Source organism: Streptomyces lancefieldiae (genome assembly GCF_031845825.1).
GTDB lineage: Bacteria > Actinomycetota > Actinomycetes > Streptomycetales > Streptomycetaceae > Streptomyces > Streptomyces lancefieldiae.
Genome location: NZ_JAVRFH010000005.1, coordinates 37,312 through 59,971 on the forward strand (window position 1 = coordinate 37,312; position 22,660 = coordinate 59,971).

22 protein-coding genes are annotated in these 22,660 nt (G+C 71.2%); 9 read left to right on the top strand and 13 right to left on the bottom strand.

Features of this window, described 5'->3' with window-relative positions; translation table 11 throughout:
* The first annotated feature begins 56 nt into the window (after nucleotides 1-56).
* The 3 genes from RM812_RS06600 to RM812_RS06610 all read left to right on the top strand — a co-directional run bounded on the left by RM812_RS06600 (nucleotide 57) and on the right by RM812_RS06610 (nucleotide 5,428).
* Complete coding sequence (locus RM812_RS06600) at nucleotides 57-1,730, top strand: LCP family protein (protein WP_311571445.1); 1,674 nt, start codon at nucleotides 57-59, stop codon at nucleotides 1,728-1,730.
* A 205-nt stretch (nucleotides 1,731-1,935) separates the two neighbouring features.
* Nucleotides 1,936-3,684 carry an LCP family protein gene (locus RM812_RS06605; RefSeq protein WP_311571619.1) on the top strand — a complete coding sequence of 583 codons (1,749 nt, stop codon included), beginning with the start codon at nucleotides 1,936-1,938 and terminating at the stop codon, nucleotides 3,682-3,684.
* Between the two features lie 73 nt (nucleotides 3,685-3,757).
* A complete protein-coding gene (locus tag RM812_RS06610; RefSeq protein ID WP_311571446.1) occupies nucleotides 3,758-5,428 on the top strand; it encodes an LCP family protein in 1,671 nt (556 codons plus the stop codon).
* 6 nt (nucleotides 5,429-5,434) lie between these two features.
* Here RM812_RS06610 and RM812_RS06615 read toward each other — a convergent pair whose 3' ends face one another.
* On the bottom strand, nucleotides 5,435-6,481 hold the full coding sequence (locus tag RM812_RS06615; protein WP_311571447.1) for a glycosyltransferase family 2 protein: 1,047 nt from the start codon (nucleotides 6,479-6,481) through the stop codon (nucleotides 5,435-5,437).
* A 152-nt stretch (nucleotides 6,482-6,633) separates the two neighbouring features.
* On the opposite strand from RM812_RS06615, the gene RM812_RS06620 reads away from it, so the two are divergent.
* Nucleotides 6,634-8,157: an LCP family protein gene (locus RM812_RS06620; protein ID WP_449657839.1), complete on the top strand. Its 1,524-nt coding sequence runs from the start codon at nucleotides 6,634-6,636 to the stop codon at nucleotides 8,155-8,157.
* Nucleotides 8,158-8,187: 30 nt separating this feature from the next.
* On the opposite strand, the gene RM812_RS06625 is transcribed toward RM812_RS06620, so the two are convergent.
* Nucleotides 8,188-9,474, bottom strand: coding sequence for an LCP family protein (locus tag RM812_RS06625; RefSeq protein ID WP_311571449.1), 1,287 nt, complete (start codon nucleotides 9,472-9,474; stop codon nucleotides 8,188-8,190).
* A 120-nt stretch (nucleotides 9,475-9,594) separates the two neighbouring features.
* Here RM812_RS06625 and RM812_RS06630 point away from each other — a divergent pair, with 120 nt between their 5' ends.
* Nucleotides 9,595-10,161 (top strand): acyl-CoA thioesterase, encoded by a 567-nt coding sequence (locus tag RM812_RS06630; protein ID WP_311571450.1) that lies wholly within the window; start codon nucleotides 9,595-9,597, stop codon nucleotides 10,159-10,161.
* A 75-nt stretch (nucleotides 10,162-10,236) separates the two neighbouring features.
* Here the strand turns inward: RM812_RS06630 and RM812_RS06635 are convergent, their stop codons facing one another.
* The 4 genes from RM812_RS06635 to RM812_RS06650 form a co-directional block, all read right to left on the bottom strand.
* Entirely contained in the window at nucleotides 10,237-10,950 is a 714-nt protein-coding gene (locus tag RM812_RS06635) for a DUF4097 family beta strand repeat-containing protein (RefSeq protein WP_311571451.1), read from the bottom strand.
* Nucleotides 10,951-11,024: 74 nt separating this feature from the next.
* Nucleotides 11,025-11,297, bottom strand: coding sequence for a hypothetical protein (locus tag RM812_RS06640; RefSeq protein ID WP_311571452.1), 273 nt, complete (start codon nucleotides 11,295-11,297; stop codon nucleotides 11,025-11,027).
* On the bottom strand, nucleotides 11,294-11,644 hold the full coding sequence (locus RM812_RS06645; protein WP_311571453.1) for an ArsR/SmtB family transcription factor: 351 nt from the start codon (nucleotides 11,642-11,644) through the stop codon (nucleotides 11,294-11,296). Before RM812_RS06645 ends, RM812_RS06640 begins: the two co-directional genes overlap by 4 nt.
* A gap of 200 nt (nucleotides 11,645-11,844) precedes the next feature.
* A complete protein-coding gene (locus RM812_RS06650) occupies nucleotides 11,845-13,017 on the bottom strand; it encodes an acyl-CoA dehydrogenase (protein WP_311571454.1) in 1,173 nt (390 codons plus the stop codon).
* Nucleotides 13,018-13,196: 179 nt separating this feature from the next.
* On the opposite strand from RM812_RS06650, the gene RM812_RS06655 reads away from it, so the two are divergent.
* Nucleotides 13,197-14,540, top strand: a complete 1,344-nt coding sequence (locus tag RM812_RS06655) for a UDP-glucose dehydrogenase family protein (protein ID WP_311571455.1) — start codon at nucleotides 13,197-13,199, stop codon at nucleotides 14,538-14,540.
* A 4-nt stretch (nucleotides 14,541-14,544) separates the two neighbouring features.
* On the opposite strand, the gene RM812_RS06660 is transcribed toward RM812_RS06655, so the two are convergent.
* Both RM812_RS06660 and RM812_RS06665 read right to left on the bottom strand, forming a co-directional pair.
* On the bottom strand, nucleotides 14,545-14,778 hold the full coding sequence (locus tag RM812_RS06660; protein ID WP_311571456.1) for a hypothetical protein: 234 nt from the start codon (nucleotides 14,776-14,778) through the stop codon (nucleotides 14,545-14,547).
* Between the two features lie 695 nt (nucleotides 14,779-15,473).
* Entirely contained in the window at nucleotides 15,474-15,980 is a 507-nt protein-coding gene (locus RM812_RS06665) for a CGNR zinc finger domain-containing protein (RefSeq protein ID WP_311571457.1), read from the bottom strand.
* A gap of 111 nt (nucleotides 15,981-16,091) precedes the next feature.
* Between RM812_RS06665 and RM812_RS06670 the strand changes: the two genes are divergently transcribed.
* A complete protein-coding gene (locus RM812_RS06670) occupies nucleotides 16,092-16,451 on the top strand; it encodes a VOC family protein (RefSeq protein ID WP_311571458.1) in 360 nt (119 codons plus the stop codon).
* Nucleotides 16,452-16,491: 40 nt separating this feature from the next.
* The gene (locus tag RM812_RS06675) at nucleotides 16,492-16,884 is read left to right on the top strand and encodes a VOC family protein (protein WP_311571459.1); all 393 of its coding nucleotides are present in this window, start codon (nucleotides 16,492-16,494) and stop codon (nucleotides 16,882-16,884) included.
* Between the two features lie 12 nt (nucleotides 16,885-16,896).
* Here the strand turns inward: RM812_RS06675 and RM812_RS06680 are convergent, their stop codons facing one another.
* Both RM812_RS06680 and RM812_RS06685 read right to left on the bottom strand, forming a co-directional pair.
* A complete protein-coding gene (locus RM812_RS06680; RefSeq protein WP_311571460.1) occupies nucleotides 16,897-18,027 on the bottom strand; it encodes a dipeptidase in 1,131 nt (376 codons plus the stop codon).
* A gap of 104 nt (nucleotides 18,028-18,131) precedes the next feature.
* Nucleotides 18,132-18,488, bottom strand: a complete 357-nt coding sequence (locus RM812_RS06685; RefSeq protein ID WP_311571461.1) for a MerR family transcriptional regulator — start codon at nucleotides 18,486-18,488, stop codon at nucleotides 18,132-18,134.
* A 55-nt stretch (nucleotides 18,489-18,543) separates the two neighbouring features.
* On the opposite strand from RM812_RS06685, the gene RM812_RS06690 reads away from it, so the two are divergent.
* On the top strand, nucleotides 18,544-19,686 hold the full coding sequence (locus tag RM812_RS06690; RefSeq protein WP_311571462.1) for an alkene reductase: 1,143 nt from the start codon (nucleotides 18,544-18,546) through the stop codon (nucleotides 19,684-19,686).
* Here the strand turns inward: RM812_RS06690 and RM812_RS06695 are convergent.
* Genes RM812_RS06695 through RM812_RS06705 form a run of 3 tightly spaced genes read right to left on the bottom strand, consistent with a single transcriptional unit; the run spans nucleotide 19,635 to nucleotide 22,506 of the window.
* Complete coding sequence (locus RM812_RS06695) at nucleotides 19,635-20,813, bottom strand: dipeptidase (RefSeq protein WP_311571620.1); 1,179 nt, start codon at nucleotides 20,811-20,813, stop codon at nucleotides 19,635-19,637. The genes RM812_RS06690 and RM812_RS06695 overlap by 52 nt on opposite strands.
* A 14-nt stretch (nucleotides 20,814-20,827) precedes the next feature.
* On the bottom strand, nucleotides 20,828-21,370 hold the full coding sequence (purE, locus tag RM812_RS06700) for a 5-(carboxyamino)imidazole ribonucleotide mutase (RefSeq protein WP_311571463.1): 543 nt from the start codon (nucleotides 21,368-21,370) through the stop codon (nucleotides 20,828-20,830).
* A complete protein-coding gene (locus RM812_RS06705; RefSeq protein WP_311571464.1) occupies nucleotides 21,367-22,506 on the bottom strand; it encodes a 5-(carboxyamino)imidazole ribonucleotide synthase in 1,140 nt (379 codons plus the stop codon). Before RM812_RS06705 ends, purE begins: the two co-directional genes overlap by 4 nt.
* Nucleotides 22,507-22,660 lie beyond the last annotated feature (154 nt).

Here is a 22,660-nt window from a genome sequence, read left to right on the forward strand (position 1 = left end):
TGCGAACACATCGCGCGCAGGGGCACGTTCACGGGCCCGAGGGTGGGGAGAGGGACATGACGCGGAGCAGTGTGCACGGGGAGGAAACACGGCCGGGAGCCGTCCGGCACGCCCGGGGCGGTCGGGGCGGCGGTGAGGACGGGGACGGTCCGGGCACGGGCGGGGACGGTGGCTCGCGACACGGGAAAGGCAGGCGGTCCGGTCGACGGCGTACCGGACGCCGGCACCGCGCCCTCCGGTGGTCCGCGACGACCCTCGCGGTCCTGATACTCGGCACGGCCGGCGCCGGATACCTCTACTACCAGCACCTGAGCGACAACATCGAGAAGGGCGAGCGCAACAGCGGCGACTCCAAGGCGCACAGGACCGAGCCGAACGCGGCCGGACAGACGCCCCTGAACATCCTGCTGATCGGCTCCGACAGCCGTGCCTCCGACGCGAACGTGGCACTGGGCGGCGGCAGGGACCACCGCGACAACCCGCCGCTGGGCGACGTGCAGATGCTGATCCACCTGTCCGCCGACCGCAAGAGCGCCGCGGTGGTGAGCATCCCCCGCGACACCCGGGTCGACATCCCCGCGTGCACCGACCCGAAGAGCGGCGAGAAGTTCCCGGCGACCAACACGATCATCAACGCGTCCCTGAGCCGCGGCGGCGCCGGCTGCACCCTGGCCACCTGGCAGAACCTCACCGGGGTCTACATCGACCACTGGATGACGATCGACTTCGCGGGCGTGGTCTCGATGGCGGACGCCATCGGCGGCGTCGAGGTCTGCGTCAACCAGAACGTCGACGACCGTCCGAAGCCCGGCAGGGACGGCGGATCCGGCCTGTACATGACAAAGGGGCCGCACAAGGTCAAGGGCGAGCAGGCCCTGCAGTGGCTGCGCACCCGCCACGCCTGGGGCAGCGACCCGCTGCGGGCCCACGCCCAGCACATGTACATGAACTCGATGATCCGCACCCTGAAGGACCAGAACGTCTTCACCGACACCGGCCGGCTGATGGACCTGGCCGATGCGGCCACGAAGTCCCTGGGCGTCTCCAAGGAGATCGGCACGCCCAAGAAGCTCTACGACCTGGGCATGCAGCTGAAGACCGTACCGACGGACCGCATCACCATGACGACGCTGCCCACCATCCAGGACGACCAGGACGAGAACCACCTGCTCCCGGACGGCGCCGACGCGGAGAAGATGTGGGCGATGCTCCGCGACGACGTGCCCTTCGACGACAAGGGCACCAAGGGGAAGGGCACCGGCAAGGACGCCACCGGGGACAAGACCACCGAGAAGCCCTCGGACGACGCCGCCGCCGACTCCGAGATCGGCGTCCTCGTCCAGAACGCCACCCGCTCCACCACGCTCGGACCGGTCAGGGGCCGTGCGGGCGCGGTGGCCGAGGCCCTGGTTCAGAAGGGCTTCGGCAAGGCGGCGCCGGACACCTCGGCGGCGCTCTCCGAGGAGAGGACCACGGTCCGCTACCCGAGCGAGGACCTGGCGGGCGACGCCCGGCGGGTCGCCGACGCACTGGGAATTCCGGCGAGCGCGGTACGGAAGTCGACGGACGTGTCCGGGGTCACGCTGGTCGTGGGAGCGGACTGGCGCTCGGGAGCGTCGTATCCGAAACAGAAGACGCCCGATGCGGGAGACCTGCCGAAGAACAGCAACGCCCTCAACGGCTCGGACACCGGTAAGTGCATGGACGTGTACGAGCGCTACCGATGGTAGGCGTTCATGAAAATAGGAGAGATTGCCCTGTTGTAGGGGCGCCGAATTTGTCACCGGTGTCGTTCGACGCTGAACTGGGCGGATAGTGTGAGCGGGCCAGTGCCTCCACTGCGAGGTCCGCCCTGGCGTCGTGCACATGTTGACCCTTTATCGTGCGCCTTCCGGCAGAAGGTGCCGCGTGGCCCCGACGGAGGACTGGGAGACCGTGGACGCGCAAGGACGTGGGCGGGCAGAAGATGTCGATCCCGCAGACCAGTGGGTACTGAATCCACGCACCGGCGAATACGAACTACGGCTGTCCCCTTCCGCACCGCGGTCGGCCGTTCCGGGGCCGCGCAGACCTGCCCCCCGCGCCACCGCGGCCGACGACGGTGACGGCGACGGCACCGCCGGCAGGGCGAAGGGCCGCACCGCCACACCCGGCCACGACGTCCCGCCCCAGCGGCGCCGCCGTCCGGCACCCGAGGAGCCCGCACCGGGGCGGCGCGGACACCGGCCCGCGAAGAAGAAGTCGAAGGCGAAGAAGGCCCTGCTGTGGACCGGCGGCACCACGGCGTTCGTCGTCCTCGTCGCCGGCGTCGGCGGCTACGTCTACCTGAAGCATCTCGAGGGCAACGTCGCCACGACGGACGTCGGTAACGCCGGCGCCAGCAGCTTCAAGAAGGACGAGGCCTTCAACATCCTCATCATCGGCACCGACAAGCGCACCGGCGAGGGCAACGAGGGCTACGGCGACAAGGGCAGCGTCGGACACGCCGACACCAACATCCTGCTGCACGTCGCCAAGGACCGGTCCAACGCCACCGCGCTCAGCATCCCCCGCGACCTGATCGTCGACGTCCCCGACTGCCCGACGAAGCAGGAGGACGGAACGACGAAGGTCGTACCCGGGACACAGGGTGTCCGCTTCAACACGAGTCTCGGCGAGAGCGGCCGGGACGCCGGCTGCACCATGCGCACGGTCAAGGAGGCGACCGGCATCACGGTCGACCACTTCATGATGGCCGACTTCAACGCGGTCAAGACGCTGACCACCGCCGTCGACGGCGTCGACGTCTGCGTGGAGCACGCCGTCGACGACCCGAAGTCCCATCTCGTGCTGCCCGCGGGCGAGTCCAAGGTCGAGGGCGAGCAGGCCCTCGCCTTCGTCCGCACCCGGCACGCCTTCGGCAACGAGGGCGACCTGGACCGCATCAAGGTGCAGCAGCAGTTCCTGGGCTCGCTGATGCGGAAGATGTCCTCCAGCGACACCCTCACCAGCCCCACCAAGCTGGTGAAACTGGCCGAGGCCGCCACCAAGGCACTGACCGTGGACAGCGCCATCGGCAACGTGGGCACGCTCAAGGACATAGCCCTGGAGCTGAAGAAGGTGCCGACGAAGAACATCACGTTCACGACGGTGCCGGTGGTGGACAACCCCGCCGAGAAGGTCAAGGCGACGGTGGTCGTGAACGAGACGAAGGCTCCCCAGGTCTTCGACATGGTCAGGAACGACATATCCTTCACCGAGGTCAGGCAGCAGCAGAAGCAGGAGGCCGCCGCCGTCGCGGCCCGCCTCAAGGGCGCGAAGTCCGCCCCCTCCGAGGTCCGCGTCCGCGTCCTCAACGGCGGCGCCCCGGCCGGCAGCGCCCAGACGGAGCTCCGGTACCTCCAGACCGAGGCCGGCGTCACCAAGTCGGAGAACGGGGGCAACGCCGACGCGGAGGTCGCCAGGACGACCCTCGAGTACGCCCCCGACCAGGCCGACCAGGCCCGCGCCCTCGCCGAGATCCTCGGCCTGTCCGGCGCGGCCATGAAACCCGGCGAGAGCGTCGTCAACTCCCAGGGCCTGCCCACCATGACCCTCACCCTCGGCAAGGACTTCAAGGGCGCCGGGGTCAAGCTCAACGCCACGTCCGTGAAGACACCGGACCTGGAGAAGTCCACGGCCGACGAACAGCTGTGCGCCAGTTGACCTGACAGGCCTGTCGTACGTCTCGCAGGACGGCGACGACCCGCGCGGGGCGCGGGTGGGGAGGGACGCGGAAGTGACGCGGAGCAGTACGCAGGGGCAGGAGACGCAACGGGGCGCCTCGGACGCCCCCGAGCGCGATGAGACGACCGTCGAGGGCACAGGAAGTACAGAAAGCGCAGAGGGCGCCGAGAGCGCCGGTGACGGCGACAGCGCCGGTGACGGCGACAGCCGTCCCGAAGCCGGCAGACGCAGGCCCGGCAGGGGCCTCCGTGTGCTGCGCTGGACCGCGGTGACGCTCGCCGTGGCCCTGGTCGCCGCGGCCGGCGCCGGTTACCTCTACTACGAGCACCTCAACGACAACCTCAAGAAGGACGTCCTGAACCTGGGCGACCACAAGGTCGCCGCGCCGACACCGAACGCGGCGGGGCAGACCCCGCTGAACATCCTCGTCATCGGCTCGGACGCGCGCGACAGCGAGGAGAACCAGCAACTCGGCGGCGCCCGCGAGACGTTCGGCTCCACGCCGCTGGCGGACGTGCAGATGCTGGTGCACCTGTCCGCCGACCGCAATGACATGTCGGTCGTCAGCATGCCGCGCGACACCCTCGTGAAGATCCCCAAGTGCACCGACCCGGACGACGGGAAGGTCTACCCGGCGAGCGAGGGCCGGGTGATGACCAACCAGAGCCTCGGACACGGCGGCCCCGGCTGCACGGTGGCCACCTGGCAGGAGCTGACCGGCATCCACATCGACCACTTCGTGATGGTCGACTTCGCGGGCGTGGTGTCCATGGCGGACGCCGTGGGCGGCGTCCCGGTCTGCGTGGACGCCAACATCCACTCACGCGACAGCAAGGGCCACGGCTCCGGTCTGAAACTGGAGAAGGGCACGCACCCGGTCAAGGGCGAGCAGGCACTGCAGTGGCTGCGCACCCGCTACGGCTTCGAGGACGGCAGCGACCTGGCCCGGGCGAAAGCCCAGCACATGTACCTGAACTCGATGGTCCGGATGCTGCGCGAGAACGCGACCCTGAGCAACCCGAACCAGCTGCGCAGGCTCGCGGAGGAGGCCACCGGGGCGCTCACGGTCGACCCGGGCCTGGACACCGTCAAGAAGCTGTACGACCTCAGCACCGAACTGCGCAAGGTGAAGCCGGAGCGCATCACCATGACCACGATGCCCAACCGGTACGTGGGCGCGCGCGTGGAACCGACGGAGGACGCCGAGCAGCTCTTCCGGCTGGTGCGCGAGGACATCGCGCTGGACGGCAAGGACACCGAGAAGGACAAGGCGCAGGAGACGGAGAAGGTCCCGGACGACCCGGCCGCCGCCGACGACGACATCGCGGTCCAGGTGCGCAACGGCACCCGCACCGACCGCCTCGCCATGGCCCCCGGACGCGCGAGCTCGGTCGCCGCGCTGCTGGTGGAGCAGGGCTTCGCCAAGGCCGTCGCCGACCCCTCGGTGCTGCCGAGCGAGGACCGTACGGTCGTCCGCTACCCGAGCGCCGACCTGGAGGGCGACGCCCACCGGGTCGCCAAGTCCCTGGGCATACCGGCGGGTTCGGTGCAGCGGTCGACCGACGTCTCGGGCGTCACGCTCGTCGTGGGCGCCGACTGGCGCGAGGGTGCGGCGTACAAGGCGCCCGTGGCCGACGACAGGACCCCGGAGTCGGCCGAGGCGCTCAACGGCGCGGACGACAGCGCCTGCATGCACGTGAACCCGGCGTTCACCTGGTCCTGAGCACCGTCACCGGGTGCCCGCGGTGTCGGCGTCCGGCTGGACCGCCGGGCGCCGCGACGCGATGACCCGCTTCGCCAGCGACCGCGGGCTGGTCAGGAAGCCCCAGCCCCACGACATGTGCATGGTCGCCAGCGCCACCGGGATCTGCGCCCGCGCCTTCAGCCCGAGCCCCTTGCCCGCCGGGAGCGACCCGGCGACGATCGCCGCGAGGTAGCCGCCGGGTATGACGAAGCCCCACGGGGTCAGCGCGGCGCCCACCACGATCCCGGCCGCGATGGCGCACACCGCGGTCGGCGGGGCGAGGTAGCGCAGGTTGATGGAGCCTGAGTGGTAGCGGGCGACGACGTGCCGCCAACGGCCGTAGTCCTTGTACTGCTTGGCCAGCGCCCGCACGCTCGGCCGGGGCCGGTAGGACACCTTCAGCTCCGGCGAGAACCAGATCAGGCCGCCGGCCTCGCGGATGCGGAAGTTCAGCTCCCAGTCCTGGGCGCGGATGAACTCCTCGTTATACCCGCCCTGCCGCTCCAGCGCCTCGCGCCGGAACACACCCAGGTACACCGTCTCCGCGGGGCCCGCCTGGCCGCCCGTGTGGAAGGCGGCGTTGCCCACGCCGACCTTCGACGTCATCGCGGCGGCGACGGCGTCCTCCCAGGCGTTCTCGCCCTCGGCGTGCATGATGCCGCCGACGTTCTGCGCGCCGGTCTCCTCCAGGAGCCGTACGGCCGTGGCGATGTAGTTCGGCGACAGCATGCCGTGCCCGTCGACGCGTACGACGACCGGATGGCGGGACGCCTTGATCGCGGCGTTCAGCGCGGCCGGCGTACGGCCGGTGGGATTCGGCACGGTGTGCACGCGCGGATCCTCGCGGACGAGTTCGGCGGCGATCTCTTCCGTACGGTCCGCGGAGGGACCGACGGCGATCACGACCTCCATCTCGCCGGCGTACTCCTGGGCGAGGATGGCGCGGACGGCGCCGCGCAGATGCCGCTCCTCGTTGAGGACGGGCATGATCACGGAAACGGCGGGCAGCCGCACGTCGGACTTGGCGTTCATCGGTGCTCACGTTACCGCGAACGGGGGACACGGGTGCGCGCCGCGGGGGTCACGGCCCCGGGCAGCAGATCGTATGGGCCTACGGTGCTCACGGATCCCACGTCCGGCCTCGGGGCCCGTACCCGAGGGCCCGTCCTCGCGGAGGTGTCACCTTGCCCACGCCGCCCCGCTCCCCCCGGGTTCCGGCCTCCACCCCCCGGGGCGGGCCTCCGCCCCAGCGCGGCGGACCGCGGCCCTCCCCCCGTCCGCCGGGACCCCCCGTACGGAGGAAGAGACGGCGCCGGGCCATGCGGGTGGTGACCGCGCTGTCGGTGGTGGTGCTCGCCTCCGCCGGGATCGGTCACGCGGTGCTCTCCGGCCTGGACGCGGACATCGCGCGGGTCGACGCCTTCAAGGACATGAAGAACCGGCCGCGCGCCGGGGACGGCATGAACGTCCTGCTGGTCGGCACCGACGGCCGCGACCGGATCGGCGAGGAGGAGCGGCGCAGGTACCGGCTCGGCGGCGCCCCCTGCCACTGCACCGACACGATCATGATCGTGCACATCTCGGAGGACCGGGAGCGCGCGAGCGTGGTCAGCCTGCCCCGCGACTCGTACGCCGAGACGCCGGGCCACACCGACGTCACGACCGGCGAACACCACGAAGGGCACCCCCTCAAGCTGAACGCGGCCTACGCCGAGGGCGGCCCGCAGCTGACCATCCGCACCGTCGAGAACATGACCCACGTGAAGATCGACCACTATCTGGAGGTCGACTTCACCAGCTTCATGAAGACGGTGGACGTTCTCGGCGGCGTGCGGGTCTGCACCGTCGAGCACCTCAAGGACAGCCACACGGGGCTCGACCTGCGGCCCGGCACCCACAAGCTGATGGGCGGGCAGGCGCTGCAGTACGTCCGCGCCCGCCACCTGGACGGGGCCTCGGACCTGAGCCGGATGAAGCGCCAGCAGCGCTTCCTGGCCGCCCTGATCGACCGGGCGACCTCCTCGGGCCTCCTGCTGAACCCGCTCAGGTTCCGCGAGGTCACCCAGGCGGTACTCGGCTCGGTACGGGCCGACAAGGGCTTCGGCACCGACGAGCTGCTGGCCCTCGGGCGGGCGATGCGGAACTTCTCGCCGTCCTCCTCCGAGTTCACCACCGTGCCGATCGGGCAGATGGGCTACGCCGTGAAGGGGGTCGGCTCGACCCTGAAGTGGGACCCCGCGAAGTCCGAGCGGATCTTCGACGCCCTGCGCGAGGACGAGCCGCTGGCCGCGCACAAGCCGCGGCCCAAGGGCCCGGCTCCGGTACTGGTCCCGGTGGACCCGGCGCAGATCCGCGTCCAGGTCGAGAACGGCACGCACACCGCCGGGCTCGGCAAGCGGGTGGACGACGGCCTGGCGGCGGCCGGGTTCCGCACCACGCGGGCGCCGAGGAACGCCGCCGACCGCGCCGTCGGGCGGACCGTCGTCACCTTCGACCCGCGCTGGGACCGCTCGGCGAAGTCGCTGGGCGCCGCGCTGCCCGGCAGTGAGCTGCGGCCGGTCGCGGGCCAGGGCCCGACGCTGAAGGTGATCGCGGGGGCCGACTTCAGGGAGGTCGTGAAGGTGAAGCCGGCGAACCCGTCGCAGGAGTCGGACACGGTGGTGCGGGGCGACGAGGTGGTGTGCGGGGAGACGGCCGGCAAGCAGTGACCCGCCGGCGCCTCCGTTGCCTCGGTTGCCTCAGTTGGCGGAGACGGTGACCTTCTCGTCGTTCTTCAACTGCTCGACCAGCGTCTTCACCTTCCCGGTGTCCCACTTCACGTTGCCGCCGACGTTGCCGGAGATCGGCATGTTCATCGACGTGCCGTCGCCGCCGCTGACGCTCTTCATCGCCCAGAACATCCCGGCCAGGTCGAACAGGCCCATGTCCTTGTCGACGATGAGGGAGTCCAGGCCGGCGCCCATGGTCGGGTACAGCTTGAACGGGTTGAGGACCGTCGACGGGGTGGCCACCTGACTCGCCAGCGCCGACAGGAACTTCTGCTGGTTCTTCGTCCGGTCCAGGTCGGAGCCGGGCAGCGCGTACCGGGTACGGACGAAGGCCAGGGCCTCCTCGCCGTTCAGGGTCTGCTTGCCCTTCTTGAAGTCGGCGCCGGACTTGGTGTCCTTGATGTCCTGCGGTATGTCCATCTCGACGCCGCCGACCGAGTCCACGATGTTCGCGAAGCCGGCGAAGCCGATCTCCACGTAGTGGTCGAGGCGCAGCCCGGTGTTGTACTCGATGGTGCGCACCAGCAGCTCGGGGCCGTCCTCCGCGTACGCGGCGTTCAGCTTCGTGTGCCGTCCGGTGCCCTTGTACGTCTTGCCGGACTCGGAGCCGACGAAGGACGGGATCTCCACGTCCGAGTCGCGGGGCAGTGAGATCAGCGTCGAACCGTTGTCCCCGGTGTGCAGGATCATCATCGAGTCGGTGCGCTTGCCCTCGGCGGATCCGGTGTGCAGGTCCTTCTTCTGCTCGTCGGTCATGCCCTCGCGGCTGTCGGACCCGACGATCAGGTAGTTCGTGCCCTCGCCGGCCTCCGGCCGCTCGATGACCTTCGACAGGTCCACCTCGCGGTTGAGCTTGGAGTCGGCCCAGAAGTAGGTGCCGACGGTGGTCACGACCAGCGCGGTCACCAGGGTGATCGACGTCCACTTGATGCGACGGCGCCAGTTCGGCGCGGGCCGTCCCGCGCCCGGAGCGCCGGAGGCGGGTCCGCGGCCACCGGGGCTGCCGTAGACCTGGCCGGTGTTGTAGCCGCTGTCGTACCCGTCCTGGCCGCCGTGGCCCTGGCCGTCGGCGTACGACGGCTGCTGCGGCACCCCGCCGCCGTACGGCGGCGCCGACGGGCCCGAGCCGGGCGGCGGCGCCGCGCCGCGGCGGACCTGCCGCATCACGCGCGCGCTCTCGGGCTGTGCGCTCGCGCTACCGCGTCCGTACCGGCCGGCGCGGTTGTCACCGGACCATCCCTCGGGCCAATCATTCATGCGCACCAGTGTGCCGGTCCGCAGTGCGGGCCATACAAGGGTCGTCGGGAAATAGGGTCGTCGCTGTTGCCAAGCTGACACAAAAACGACTCGGATGTCACCCCGCATAAGGTGGAGGCCATGACAGACCAGGCAGAACAGGCCTCGGCCGCGCAGCCGGCGACACCGGAGATCCCGGGCAAGCCGACCTCGGCCTCCCGCACCACCCTCAGCCACATCATGACCCACAGCGACACCAACCTCCTGGGCACCGTGCACGGTGGCGTGATCATGAAACTGGTCGACGACGCGGCGGGCGCGGTGGCCGGACGGCACTCCGGCGGCCCCGCCGTCACCGCGTCCATGGACGAGATGGCGTTCCTCGAGCCGGTCCGCGTCGGCGACCTCGTCCATGTGAAGGCCCAGGTCAACTGGACCGGCCGCACCTCCATGGAGGTCGGCGTCCGGGTCCTGGCCGAACGCTGGAACGAGTCAGCGCCCGCCACCCAGGTCGGCTCCGCCTACCTGGTCTTCGCCGCGGTGGACGCCGACGGCAAGCCGCGCGCGGTCCCGCCGGTGCTCCCGGAGACCGGCAAGGACAGGCGCCGCTACCAGGAGGCCCAGATCCGCCGCACCCACCGTCTGGCCCGCCGCCGCGCGATCATGGAGCTGCGGGAGCGTCGGGTGGCGGAGGGCTTCGAGGACTGAGCCCCGGGACGGGCGGTCGGGGACGCACACCTCGAACCGGAGCCGCTGTCCCGGGCGGCCGACTGCCGTGCGGCGTCAGCCGGTGGTGACGACGGTGAGGTTTCCGCCGCCCGTGTGGGCCTTCACCTTGTGCGCGGAGGACGGATCGCCGGCCACGTCCACCCGACGGTCGCCGCCCTCGGTCCTGGCATCCACCGCGTAGGGGCCTGCGGGCAGCCGCACCGTGACGTCACCGCCCTCCGACTCGGTCTCGACCTGGTCGGGAACCGCGGTGAAGGAGGCGTCGATGTTGCCGCCGCCGGTGTGTGCGGCGACCTTCTTCGCCGTGGACCCGTCGATCCGTATGTTGCCCCCGCCGGTCTTCGCGTCCACGGCCCCGGCCAGGTCCCGCACGGTGATGTCGCCGCCGCCCGTGTCCACGGACAGGACGGTTCCGTGCGGGACCGCGAGGGTGTAGTCGACGCTGCACTCACCGGCGTCGCCCTTCCCACAGCCAGGAGCGTCCAGCGAGAGTTCGCCGTTGCGTACGGAGTGTTCGGTGCGCGGCTTCTCGTCCGCGTACTCGATCCGCTCGGTGACGTCGATGACGGAGCTGTTCGCGGCGACCACTTCGACGTCACCGCCGTTCGACGTGATGTGCAGGGACGTCACCTTGCCGTCGACCCGGTACCGCGACTCGTCCACCGTGGTCTTCTCACTGCACGCCGTGAGTGCGGCGCCGGCGAGGACGACCGACGCGGCGACCAGGACATGGCGCCCGGACCTGTTTCTGACGCGCTTCGAGTACATGGTTCTTCCTGCGTGAGGGTCGACGGGAAGGGCATCGGTGGCGCGAGGGGCGACGAGCCGTCGCCTGTTCCGGGTCACTCGACGTCCTTGAGGGTGCGTTCCATGGACTCGACCCGCGCTCGCATGTCGCCGAGCTGGGCGGAGATCTCCGTCAGCCTCTGGTCCAGCAGTTCCTGCGTGGTCAAGGCCATTTCCGTGAGCCGCCGGTACTCCTGCTCACGGGCGAGGACGGCCTTGGCCCGCTGTGTCTTGCCGAGCTGGCGCAAGCCCACGATGATCACGGGCGTGAGCAGCAGCAGGCCGCCGAGCGTGATGATGATGCCGTCCAGATCGTAGATGTGGTTCATCGTTCCCCCTTGGCCTGGCCGGCCTCTTCTTCGGTCGCGACGGTGATCGTCTCGGCGAGCCTGATGACACTGCGTGGAGTCAGGTCCAGGGCGAAGGGCACGACTTCGTAGTACTTCATCGCCTTTCCGTCCTCCGAGACCTCGAGCGTGGAGGTGACCAGACCGGCACTCTCCAGCTTGCGCAGGTGCACCTGCAGCAGGGCCCGGCTGATGTGGAGCTCCCGGGCGAGCCGGCTCACGTAGTTGCGCTCCCTGGCCACGGCCGCGACGACACGCAGCCGATGCGGGTTGGACAGAGCGGCGAGCACCTTCGTCAACTCGTCTCCGGTGAGATCCGAGAGATTCATACAGACTCCTTGCTCCTGCCAACAAATCTTAGCAGGTGCCAGCGGCGCTCAGCAGGAGCTGGCCTGACCACTGTGCGGGCGCAACGGAAACCGCCCATGGCACAGGGTGGCCGGGCAGCGCAGCCGCCTGTCCGAGGATGGTGGAAAGAGTGAAGGGCGCCCGGCACCGGGCGCCCTTCGGCCATGCGAACCGTCAGCCGTTACGGCAGGTTGCGCGCCATCACGATCCGCTGGACCTGGTTGGTGCCCTCATAAATCTGCGTGATCTTCGCGTCGCGCATCATGCGCTCCACCGGGTAGTCACGGGTGTAGCCGTAGCCGCCGAGGAGCTGGACGGCGTCCGTGGTGACCTCCATCGCCACGTCGGAGGCGAAGCACTTGGCCGCCGCGCCCTGGAAGGTGAGGTCACCTTCCCCACCTCCGGCGGCGACGCGCTCGGACTTCGCCGCGGCGGCGTACGTGAGCTGGCGGGCGGCCTCGATCTTCATGGCCATGTCGGCGAGCATGAACTGGATGCCCTGGAAGTCGGCGATCGGCTTGCCGAACTGCTTGCGCTCCTTGACGTAGCCCTTGGCGTAGTCGAGGGCGCCCTGGGCGATGCCGAGGGCCTGGGCGGCGATGGTGATGCGGGTGTGGTCCAGCGTCTTCATCGCGGTGGCGAAGCCGGTGCCCTCCTCGCCGATCATGCGGTCGGCGGGGATGCGGACGTTGTCGAGGTAGACCTCGCGGGTCGGGGAGCCCTTGATGCCGAGCTTCCTCTCCGGGGCGCCGAAGGAGACGCCCGCGTCGGACTTCTCGACGACGAAGGCGGAGATGCCCTTGGAGCGCTTGGTGGGGTCGGTGACCGCCATCACCGTGTAGTACTCCGAGACGCCGGCGTTGGTGATCCAGCGCTTGACGCCGTTGAGGATCCAGTGGTCGCCGTCGCGGACAGCCCGGGTCTTCATGCCGGCCGCGTCGGAGCCCGCGTCGGGCTCGGAGAGGCAGTAGGAGAACATGCCGTCGCCCTTGGCGAGCGGGGTCATGTACTTCTTCTTCAGCTCCTCGGAGCCGGAGAGGATCACCGGGAGGGAGCCGAGCTTGTTCACGGCCGGGATGAGGGAGGAGCTGGCGCAGGCGCGGGCGACCTCCTCGATGACGATCACCGTGGCGAGCGCGTCGGCGCCCGCGCCGCCGTACTCCTCGGGGACGTGCACCGCGTGCAGGTCGTTGGCGGTCAGGGCGTCGAGGGCCTCCTGCGGGAAGCGCGCCTCCTCGTCCACCGCGGCGGCGTGCGGCGCGATCTTCGCCTCGGCCAGCGCGCGGACGGCGTCGCGGAGCATGTCGTGCTCCTCGGACGGGCGGTACAGGTCGAAGTCAGCCGATCCGGCCAAGGTTTCTCACACTCCAGGACGCTGTGATGCTGGGCACGCTAACTACCGTTAAGTAACACGAATTTTAGAGCCCGTCGGCGTCCGTGGATAGGTGAGCTTGACGACAGCCGGCCGAAGGCCTTCCCCGGCCCCGGATATGCTCGGGCGCGCACCTCAGCCGTACACCTCTGGAGCACCTCATGGCCCTCAAGATCACCGTGATCGGCACCGGCTACCTCGGCGCGACCCATGCGGCGGCCATGGCCGAGCTCGGTTTCGAGGTGCTGGGTCTGGACGTCGTGCCCGAGAAGATCGAGATGCTCCAGCGGGGCGAGGTCCCCATGTACGAGCCGGGGCTGGAGGACCTGCTGCGCAGGCACGTCGCCGGACTCGAGGGCTCCAGCGGGCGGCTGCGCTTCACCACCGACTTCCCGGAGGTCGCGGCCTTCGGCGACGTGCACTTCCTGTGCGTGAACACGCCGCAGAAGCACGGCGAGTACGCCTGTGACATGTCGTACGTCGAGTCCGCGCTGGCTTCGCTGGCACCGCATCTGCGCGGCCCCGCGCTGGTCGTGGGCAAGTCGACCGTGCCCGTGGGCTCCGCCGACCGCCTGGCCGCCTACCTCGCCGAGCACGCGCCGGCCGGTGGCGACGCCGAGCTGGCCTGGAACCCGGAGTTCCTGCGTGAGGGCTTCGCCGTGCGGGACACGCTGCACCCCGACCGGATCGTGGTCGGCGTGCGCAGCGAGCGGGCGGAGAAGCTGCTGCGGGAGGTGTACGCGACGCCGGTGGAGGAGGGGTCGCCGTTCGTCGTCACCGACTTCCCGACGGCCGAGCTGGTGAAGACCTCCGCGAACTCCTTCCTCGCCACCAAGATCTCCTTCATCAACGCGATGGCGGAGGTGTGCGAGGCCGCCGACGGCGACGTGGCCAAGCTGGCGGAGGCGATCGGGTACGACGACCGGATCGGGAGGAAGTTCCTGCGGGCCGGCATCGGGTTCGGCGGCGGCTGTCTGCCGAAGGACATCCGGGCGTTCATGGCGCGCGCCGGTGAGCTGGGCGCCGACCAGGCGCTGACGTTCCTGCGCGAGATCGACTCGATCAACATGCGCCAGCGCGGCCGGATGGTGGAGCTGACCCGGCAGGCGCTGGGGGGCGGGCCCTTCCTGGGCAAGCGGGTCGCGGTGCTCGGCGCCACCTTCAAGCCCGACTCGGACGACGTACGGGACTCGCCCGCGCTGAACGTCGCCGGGCAGGTCCACCTCCAGGGCGCCCAGGTGACGGTGTACGACCCCAAGGGCATGGACAACGCCCGCCGGCTGTTCCCGACGCTCGGCTACGCCGACTCCGCGCTGGAGGCGGTGCGCGGTGCCGATGTCGTGCTGCACCTGACGGAGTGGCGGGAGTTCCGCGAGCTGGATCCTCAGGTGCTGGGCGAGGCCGTGTCGGCCAAGGTCGTCCTCGACGGACGCAACGCCCTCGACCCCGAGGTGTGGCGGAAGGCCGGGTGGACGTACCGGGCGATGGGGCGCCCGACCGCGTAGGGGCTCACCGGTAGGACGCGTAGCCCGCCTCGCGCAGCATCGCGGTGATCCTGTCGGTGACCGCCGCGGCGCTGTTGCCGGCCGCGATCAGTTCCCGCATCGCGGTGATGAAGAGGTCGTCGTCCTGTTGTCGGGGGGCGCGCTCGCAGTCCACTCTGCCCTTCTGCGCCAGGCTGCCGAGCGCCTGCCCGGAGGCCTGGGCCTCGGGGTCGGGCACCCGGAAGTAGGCGCCGTTCACCCGGGGTGTCCGGCGTCGCGTCGTCGCCCGGGGTGTCCGGCTCCGCCAGCGCCAGCTCGGCCACGACCTTGTCGGCGATCTCCTCGGCACGTTCGGCGGGCAGGCCCCGCTGCCCGGCGACGTCCAGCACCGTGCGACGGGCCTCGGCGAGCTGGGGGCGGGTCAGCGGCGGCACCGTGACGGGTTCCCGGTCTCTCCGGAACAGCCGGTGCAGCAGAGCGGTCGACCGCTGTACCGTGCCGTCCGTGAGGCGTCGGGCCGCCTGGTCGAGTGCCAGCCAGACCACCGGGGTGATGAGCACCGCGATCTCGCCCACGCCGAATCCGAGGGGCTCCGACCGCTGCCCCCCGGCCTGACAGGCGACGGACGGCCGTCACGTCGTCGAGGCCGGACAGACCGTCCACCAAGGGCAGTTCGTCGGGTGCCTGGTCGGCGATCACCTGGCGGACCACATCGCGCACGCGGTGCTCGCGGGACGGGCGTGCCTGTGGACCCATGTCATCCCCCCGAGGGCCGGGCGCTTTCCGCGTCTGCCGGATCAGCCGGACGCCCACTGTGACACGGAACCCGATCACCTGTCAGTGGGACGGCGCCACGGGTGACGCCGGTTCGGCCGAGGCTCAGTCGGCCGAACCGGCGCCCGTCGCATTCTGCCCCACGGGGCGGCCCGGCGGCCGGTGACCTCCGCCCGCGGATCACGACCCCTTGGCCCGGTACCGGCGCATCTTGGCGCGTGCTCCGCACACCTGCATGGAGCACCAGCGGCCGCGTCCGGCCGGGCTGCGGTCGTAGTACGCCCAGTGGCAGTCGGCGGCCTCGCAGGCCTTCAGCCGGGTCCAGGTGCCCGCGACCAGCGCCTCGGCGACGGCGGCGGCGACGCGGGCGGGCAGGGAGCCCTCCTTCGCCGGGACGAGGGCGGCGGAGCCGTCGGCCGCGTCGACCGTCACCACCAGCGGGGCCCCGGCCAGCAGCTCGCCCAGCGGGGGCACCGCGCGGTGCGGAGGGTGGCCGGCGTGGGCGAGCAGGGTGGCGCGCAGGGACTCGCGCAGCGCTCGGGCCCCGGGGATGTCGTCCTCCGTCAGGCCGAAACACGCCCGGCCCTCCGGTGTGTCCAGCGAGTCGGCGCCCGTCTCGATGTCCAGCGTGTTCACCAGGGTCCGGACCAGCTCCAGACCTCCCGGTGCGGGCGATCTCTCACTCATGCTTGCGACGTTACCCCCAATAGGGGAGCATGCAGTAACCGTTACTGGTTACCCGTACTTTGCCGGTAACCATGCCGGTGACCACAGACCGCGGACTTCAAGGAGGAAGTCATGGCTGTCGCCGAACTGGGCGTCGTCGTCCTGGACTGTCCCGACCCTCGCGCACTGGCCGGTTTCTACGCCGCCGTGCTCGGCGGGACCGTCGAGGACCAGGGCGAGTGGGTCGACCTGAGGCTGCCGGGCGGGCAGACGCTGGCGTTCCAGGCCGCCCCCGGTTTCGTGCCGCCGAAGTGGCCGGCGCCCGACCACTCGCAGCAGTTCCACCTCGACCTCGACGTGAAGGACCTGGACGCGGCGGAGAAGGCGGTACTGGAACTGGGCGCGAAGCCGTTGGACACGGCGGACCGCGCCCGCACCTTCCGGGTTTACGCCGACCCGGCCGGGCACCCGTTCTGCCTCTGCGCCGGCTGAGCGCGGACCCCGCCGACCCACCGACACCGGGAGGAGCCCCATGTCACCCGCGGCACGTTTCCGTTCCGTCGTCGTCGACTGCCCCGAGCCCCGCGAGCTGGCGCGTTTCTACGCGGGGGTCGGGGGCGGCACGCCCGAGGAGCAGGACCCCGACTGGGTGGTGCTCCAGGTGCCGGGCGGGCCGCGGCTGGCCTTCCAGCGCGCGCCCGGTCTGACCCCGCCGGAGTGGCCGCGCGCCGACCGGAACGCTCAGCAGTTCCACCTGGACTTCGACGGCGGGGCGACCTGGGAGGAGATGGACGCGGCGCACGAGAAGGTGCTCGCGCTGGGCGCCCGGCCGCTGGACCTGGAGGACCGGGAGAAGAAGGACTTCATGGTGTACGCCGATCCGGCGGGGCATCCGTTCTGCCTGTGCCGGATCGAGCACACCTGACGCCGCCGGTGGTCAGCCGTCGAGCTCGGCGATCGTCGCCGTCGACGGCTGGCGCCGCAGCTGTGCCGCCCGCGCGGTGAAGGCGGCGCCCCGCAGGACGCGCTGGACGTTGCCCCAGGTCAGCAGCGCCACCTCCGACTCGTCCCAGCCGCGTCGCAGCAGCTCGGCGATGAGCCGGGGGTAGCAGGAGGCGTCGCCGAGTTCCAGCGGGTGGGCGGTGCCGGCGTCGTAGGTGCCGGACAGACCGACGCTCTGCGGGCCGGCCACCGTACGGACGTGGTCGAGGTGGTCGGCGACGTCCCGGACGGTCGGCCCGGTCTGCTCGGCGGTCAGCGGCACCATGCACAGGCCCCCGGCCGCGCCCAGCTCGACGAGCAGGTCGTCGGGGAGGTTGGCGGGGTGCGGGCGCAGGGCGCGGGCGGCGGAGCGGGTGCACAGCGTCGGCGCCTTGGACACGGCGAAGGTTCGGCGGACGGTCTCGGCCGAGGCCCCGGAGAGGTCGGCGACGACGCCGAGCCGGTTCATCTCGCGGACGACCTCCTCGCCGAACCGGGTCAGCCCCGCCCCGCTCGCCCAGGACACCCCGGTCAGCGTGAGGACGCGCAGGCCGAGGGCGTGCAGCGAGCGCAGGACGCCGAGGCTGTCGCCGAGGGCGGCGGCTGCGGCGGGGCCGGCCAGCACGGCGACCCGGCCGCAGTTGCGGGCGTCGATGGCCTGCCCCGCGTCGTGGGCCAGGCGCAGGCCCTCGGGGTGCGCCCGCACCACCGTCCTCACCAGGTCCAGCTGCTCCAGGGTCGCGCCGACGGCCCGGTCCCCGGCGATGGCCTCGGGCAGATGCAGCGACCAGAACAGGGCGCCCACGTGCCCCTCGCGGAGCCGGGGCACGTCGGTTTCGACGGCGCTCTCGCCGAGCTCCAGGTCGTACCAGGGAAGGTGCTTGAGCGCCCAGGGCAGTCCGCTGTAACCGTCGGCGACGGGGTGGGCGGCCAGCACGGCGTGGGCCCGGGCCGGCGGCTCGTCGTCGGGGTCGGACACGGGCGCGTGGGGCTGCGGCGGGAGGACCTCCGTGACAGGCGGCACGGACAGGCCGTCGAGCTCGCCCGCCTCGGCACCGGTGTGCAGGTCGTCCTGGAGGTCTGCCATGGCGGCTCCGTACGGTCGTCGTGCGTTACGGCCACCGTGGCACGCAGCGGAGGGGGCTTCCTGGTGGGCGGGGCGTTCGGGGGTACTGTGCCCGGGGCCCGCGCTCAGCCGCGGGCCGCGTCGATCACCTCGTCCAGGGTGTCCCGGGAGCGGAGCAGGTCGGCGATGGTCCGGTCGATGCGGGCGCGTTCCGCGGTGAGCTCGGCGACCAGCTTCGGAGTGGCGACGGCCGAGGGCCCGCCGTCCCCCTCCCGCATGCAGGGCAGCAGCTCGGCGATCTTGCTGCTGCACAGCCCGGCCGCGTACAGCTCCTGGATGCGGATGACCCGGTCGACGGCCACCTCCGCGTACTCGCGGTGCCCACCGGGCGTACGCTCGGCCGCGAGCAGCCCCTGCTTCTCGTAATACCGCAGCGAGCGTTCGCTGACGCCCGTACGCCGGGCGAGTTCACCGATCCGCATGACATCGCCTCCAGAACTTGATTCTGACACCCATGTCAGGTTCTAGCGTACGGGCATGACGAACACAACAGCGCTCCTCGCCTCCGCCCCCCTCGGACCGCTCACCCTCCCCAACCGCCTGGTGATGGCCCCGCTCACCCGCAACCGTGCCGAGGCCGACGGCACTCCGACCCCGCTCATGGCCACGTACTACGCCCAGCGCGCCTCCGCCGGGCTGATCGTCGCGGAGGCCGCGACGCCGAACGCGGTCGGGCAGACCTACCCGAACATCACCGCCGTCCACAGCGCCCGGCACGTGGCGGGCTGGCGGCAGGTCACCGACGCCGTGCGGGAGGCGGGCGGGCGGATGTTCCTCCAGCTCCAGCACGGCGGCCGGGTCGGTCATCCCGCGACCAGCGGGCTGACGCCCGTCGCGCCGTCGCCGGTACCGCTGCCCGAGACGATCTTCACGCCCGGGGGCCACCGTCCGGCCGTCGTCCCGAGGGAGATGACCGCCGAGGACATCCGCACCACCGTCGCGGACTTCGCGCGTGCCGCGCGCAACGCGCTCGACGCCGGGTTCGAGGGGGTCGAGGTGCACTCCGCCAACGGACACCTCCTGCACCAGTTCCTGGCCGCCAACACCAACCGCCGCACCGACGGCTACGGCGGTCCGGACGCCGGACGGATCCGGTTCACGGCCGAGGTGACCGAGGCCGTGGCCGCCGAGATCGGCGCCGAGCGGGTGGGCCTGCGCATCTCCCCCGGCAACACCGTCAACGGCATCGCGGAGGGCGGGACAGAGGAGATCTACACCGCGCTCGTGGACCGGCTCGGCGGGCTCGGGCTCGCCTATCTGCACCAGGTCTTCGCCGACCCGGACGACCCGGTGTTCCAGAAGATCCGCGCCGGATGGCCGGGCGTGCTGATCGCCAACCCGGTGCTGGGCGAGCAGCCGACCACGGACACCGTGCGCCGCGCCTCCGAGCGGCTGCTGGCCGCCGGCGCCGACCTGATCGCCCTGGGCCGGCCCTTCCTGGCCAACCCCGACCTGGTGACGCGGCTGCGGCTCGGGGCACCGCTGAACCCGGTACGGGACCGGTACCTCATGTACGTGGGCGGGGCGACCGGATACACCGACTACCCCGCCCTCGGTCAGGAGACGGCTCAGCCGTCCAGTTCCTCCAACGTCGCGTTGGACGGCCCCCGCGTCGCCTGAAGCGCCCTGGCCACGTCCTCGGCGGCGTCCAGCACCCGCACCGCGTTCTTCCAGGTCAGCTTGGCCAGGTCGGCCCGGGACCAGCCCCGGTCGAGCAGTTCGGCGACGAGGTTCGGGTAGCCCGAGACGTCGTCGAGGCCGTCCGGTGTGAACGGCGTGCCGTCGTAGTCGCCGCCGATGCCGAGGTGGTCGACGCCGGCGACCTCGCGCATGTGGTCGAGGTGGTCGGCGACCGTGGCCACCGTGGCGACCGGGCGCGGGGTGCGCTCCTCGAAGGCGCGGTGGACCTTCATCGCCTCAGGGCTGGTGTCGAGGTGGTGGAAGCCGTGCGCGCGCATGTTCTCGTCGGCGGCGGCCGTCCAGTCCACGGCGGCCTGGAGCACGAACTTCGGCACGAACGTCACCATCGCCATGCCACCGTTGGCGGGCAGCCGCTCCAGCACGTCGTCCGGGATGTTGCGCGGGTGGTCGCAGACGGCCCGGGCGGAGGAGTGCGAGAAGATCACCGGCGCGGTGGAGGTGTCCAGCGCGTCCCGCATCGTCGTCGCGGCGACGTGCGAGAGGTCGACCAGCATGCCCTCGCGGTTCATCTCCCGCACCACCTCGCGGCCGAAGGCCGACAGGCCGCCGACGCCGGGCTCGTCGGTCGCCGAGTCCGCCCAGGCCACGTTGTCGTTGTGGGTGAGCGTCATGTAGCGCACGCCGAGCGCGTACAGCGCGCGGAGGGTGGCGAGCGAGTTGTCGATGGAGTGGCCGCCCTCGGCGCCCATCAGCGACGCGATACGGCCCTCGGCGCGCGCGGCCTCCATGTCGGCGGCGGTCAGCGCGGCCCGCAGCTCGCCGGGGTGGCGGTCGATCAGCCGCCGCACGCAGTCGATCTGCTCCAGCGTCGCCGTCACCGCGCCCGGCAGGTCCGAGCGGACGTACACCGACCAGTACTGCGCGCCGACGCCGCCCGCGCGCAGCCGGCCGAGGTCGGTGTGCAGGTGGGCGGACTGGTCGGCGGCGATGTCACGGGCGTCGAGGTCGTATCGGACCTGCTCGCGCAGCGCCCAGGGCAGGTCGTTGTGGCCGTCGACGACGGGGAACTCGCGCAGCAGCTCCCGGGCCCGGTCCAGCGAGGTCATCCGCGTCACTTCCGTCATTTACCGAATCCGAAGCCGGCCGCCGCGCCCTCGACCTTGGCGCGCAGTCGTTTGCCCTTCTCGGTCGCCTGGTCGTTGAGGTCCTGCTGGAACTCGCGCATCCGGCCCTGCAGCTCCTCGTCGTGGGCGGCGAGGATGCGGGCGGCCAGGAGGCCCGCGTTGCGGGCGCCGCCGACCGAGACGGTGGCTACGGGGACGCCGGCCGGCATCTGCACGATGGACAGGAGGCTGTCCATGCCGTCCAGGTACTTCAGCGGCACCGGCACGCCGATGACCGGCAGCGGGGTGACGGAGGCGAGCATGCCGGGCAGGTGGGCGGCGCCGCCCGCGCCCGCGACGATCGCCTTCAGTCCGCGTCCGGCGGCCTGCTCGCCGTACGCGATCATCTCGTGCGGCATGCGGTGCGCGGAGACGACGTCGACCTCGTAGGCGATCTCGAACTCGTCGAGCGCCTTGGCGGCGGCCTCCATCACGGGCCAGTCGGAGTCCGACCCCATGACGATGCCCACGACCGGACTGACCGGGCTGGCCTGGCTCATTCGGTGATCGTCCCTCTCAGGTAGCCGGCAGCGTGACGGGCGCGCTCCAGCACGTCGTCGAGGTCGTCGCCGTAGGTGTTGACGTGACCGACCTTGCGGCCGGGCTTCACGTCCTTGCCGTACATGTGGATCTTCAGCTGGGGGTCGCGGGCCATGCAGTGCAGGTACGCGGAGTACATGTCCGGGTAGTCGCCGCCGAGGACGTTGACCATGACCGTCCACGGTGCGCGCGGGCGCGGGTCGCCCAGCGGCAGGTCGAGGACGGCGCGGACGTGGTTGGCGAACTGCGAGGTGATCGCGCCGTCCATCGTCCAGTGGCCGGAGTTGTGCGGGCGCATCGCGAGCTCGTTGACGAGGACGCGGCCGTCGCGGGTCTGGAACAGCTCGACGGCGAGGTGGCCGACGACGCCCAGTTCCTTGGCGATGCTGAGCGCCATCTCCTCGGCCCTCAGGGCGAGGCCCGCCTCCAGGTCCGGGGCGGGCGCGATCACCGTGTCGCAGACGCCGTTGACCTGCTGGGACTCGACGACGGGGTACGCCACCGCCTGGCCGTGCGGCGAGCGTACGACGTTGGCGGCGAGCTCGCGGACGAAGTCGACCTTCTCCTCCGCGAGCACGGGCACACCGGCGCGGAACGGCTCGGTGGCCTCCTCGACGGAGTCGACGACCCACACGCCCTTGCCGTCGTAGCCGCCGCGGACCGTCTTGAGGACGACCGGGAAGCCGTCGCCCTCGGCCGCGAAGGCGGCCACGTCGGCCGGATCGCTCACGATCCGGTGCCGCGGGCAGGGCACGCCGATCTCGACGAGCTTCGCGCGCATCACGCCCTTGTCCTGGGCGTGGACGAGCGCGTCGGGCCCGGGGCGCACGGGGATGCCGTCCGCCTCCAGGGCCCGTAGATGCTCGGTCGGTACGTGTTCGTGATCGAACGTGATCACGTCGCAGCCCCTCGCGAACGCGCGCAGCGTGTCCAGGTCGCGATAGTCGCCGATGACGACATCGCTGACGACCTGCGCCGCGGAATCCTGAGGGGTGTCACTGAGGAGCTTGAACCTGATGCCGAACGGGATGCCCGACTCGTGTGTCATACGAGCGAGCTGGCCCCCGCCGACCATGCCGACTACCGGGAACGTCACACCCCTAGCGTATCGGCCGCGCGGTGCCCACCTGTTTACCGGCCGTTCCCCGGCGGTCTCGGCCCCCGTTCCGCCGGCCCCGGGTCCGTCCGGCAGGAAGATCGCGCGTCCGGGTGGTTAGCATGAACGGATTGACGCCAATCGATGGACGGGG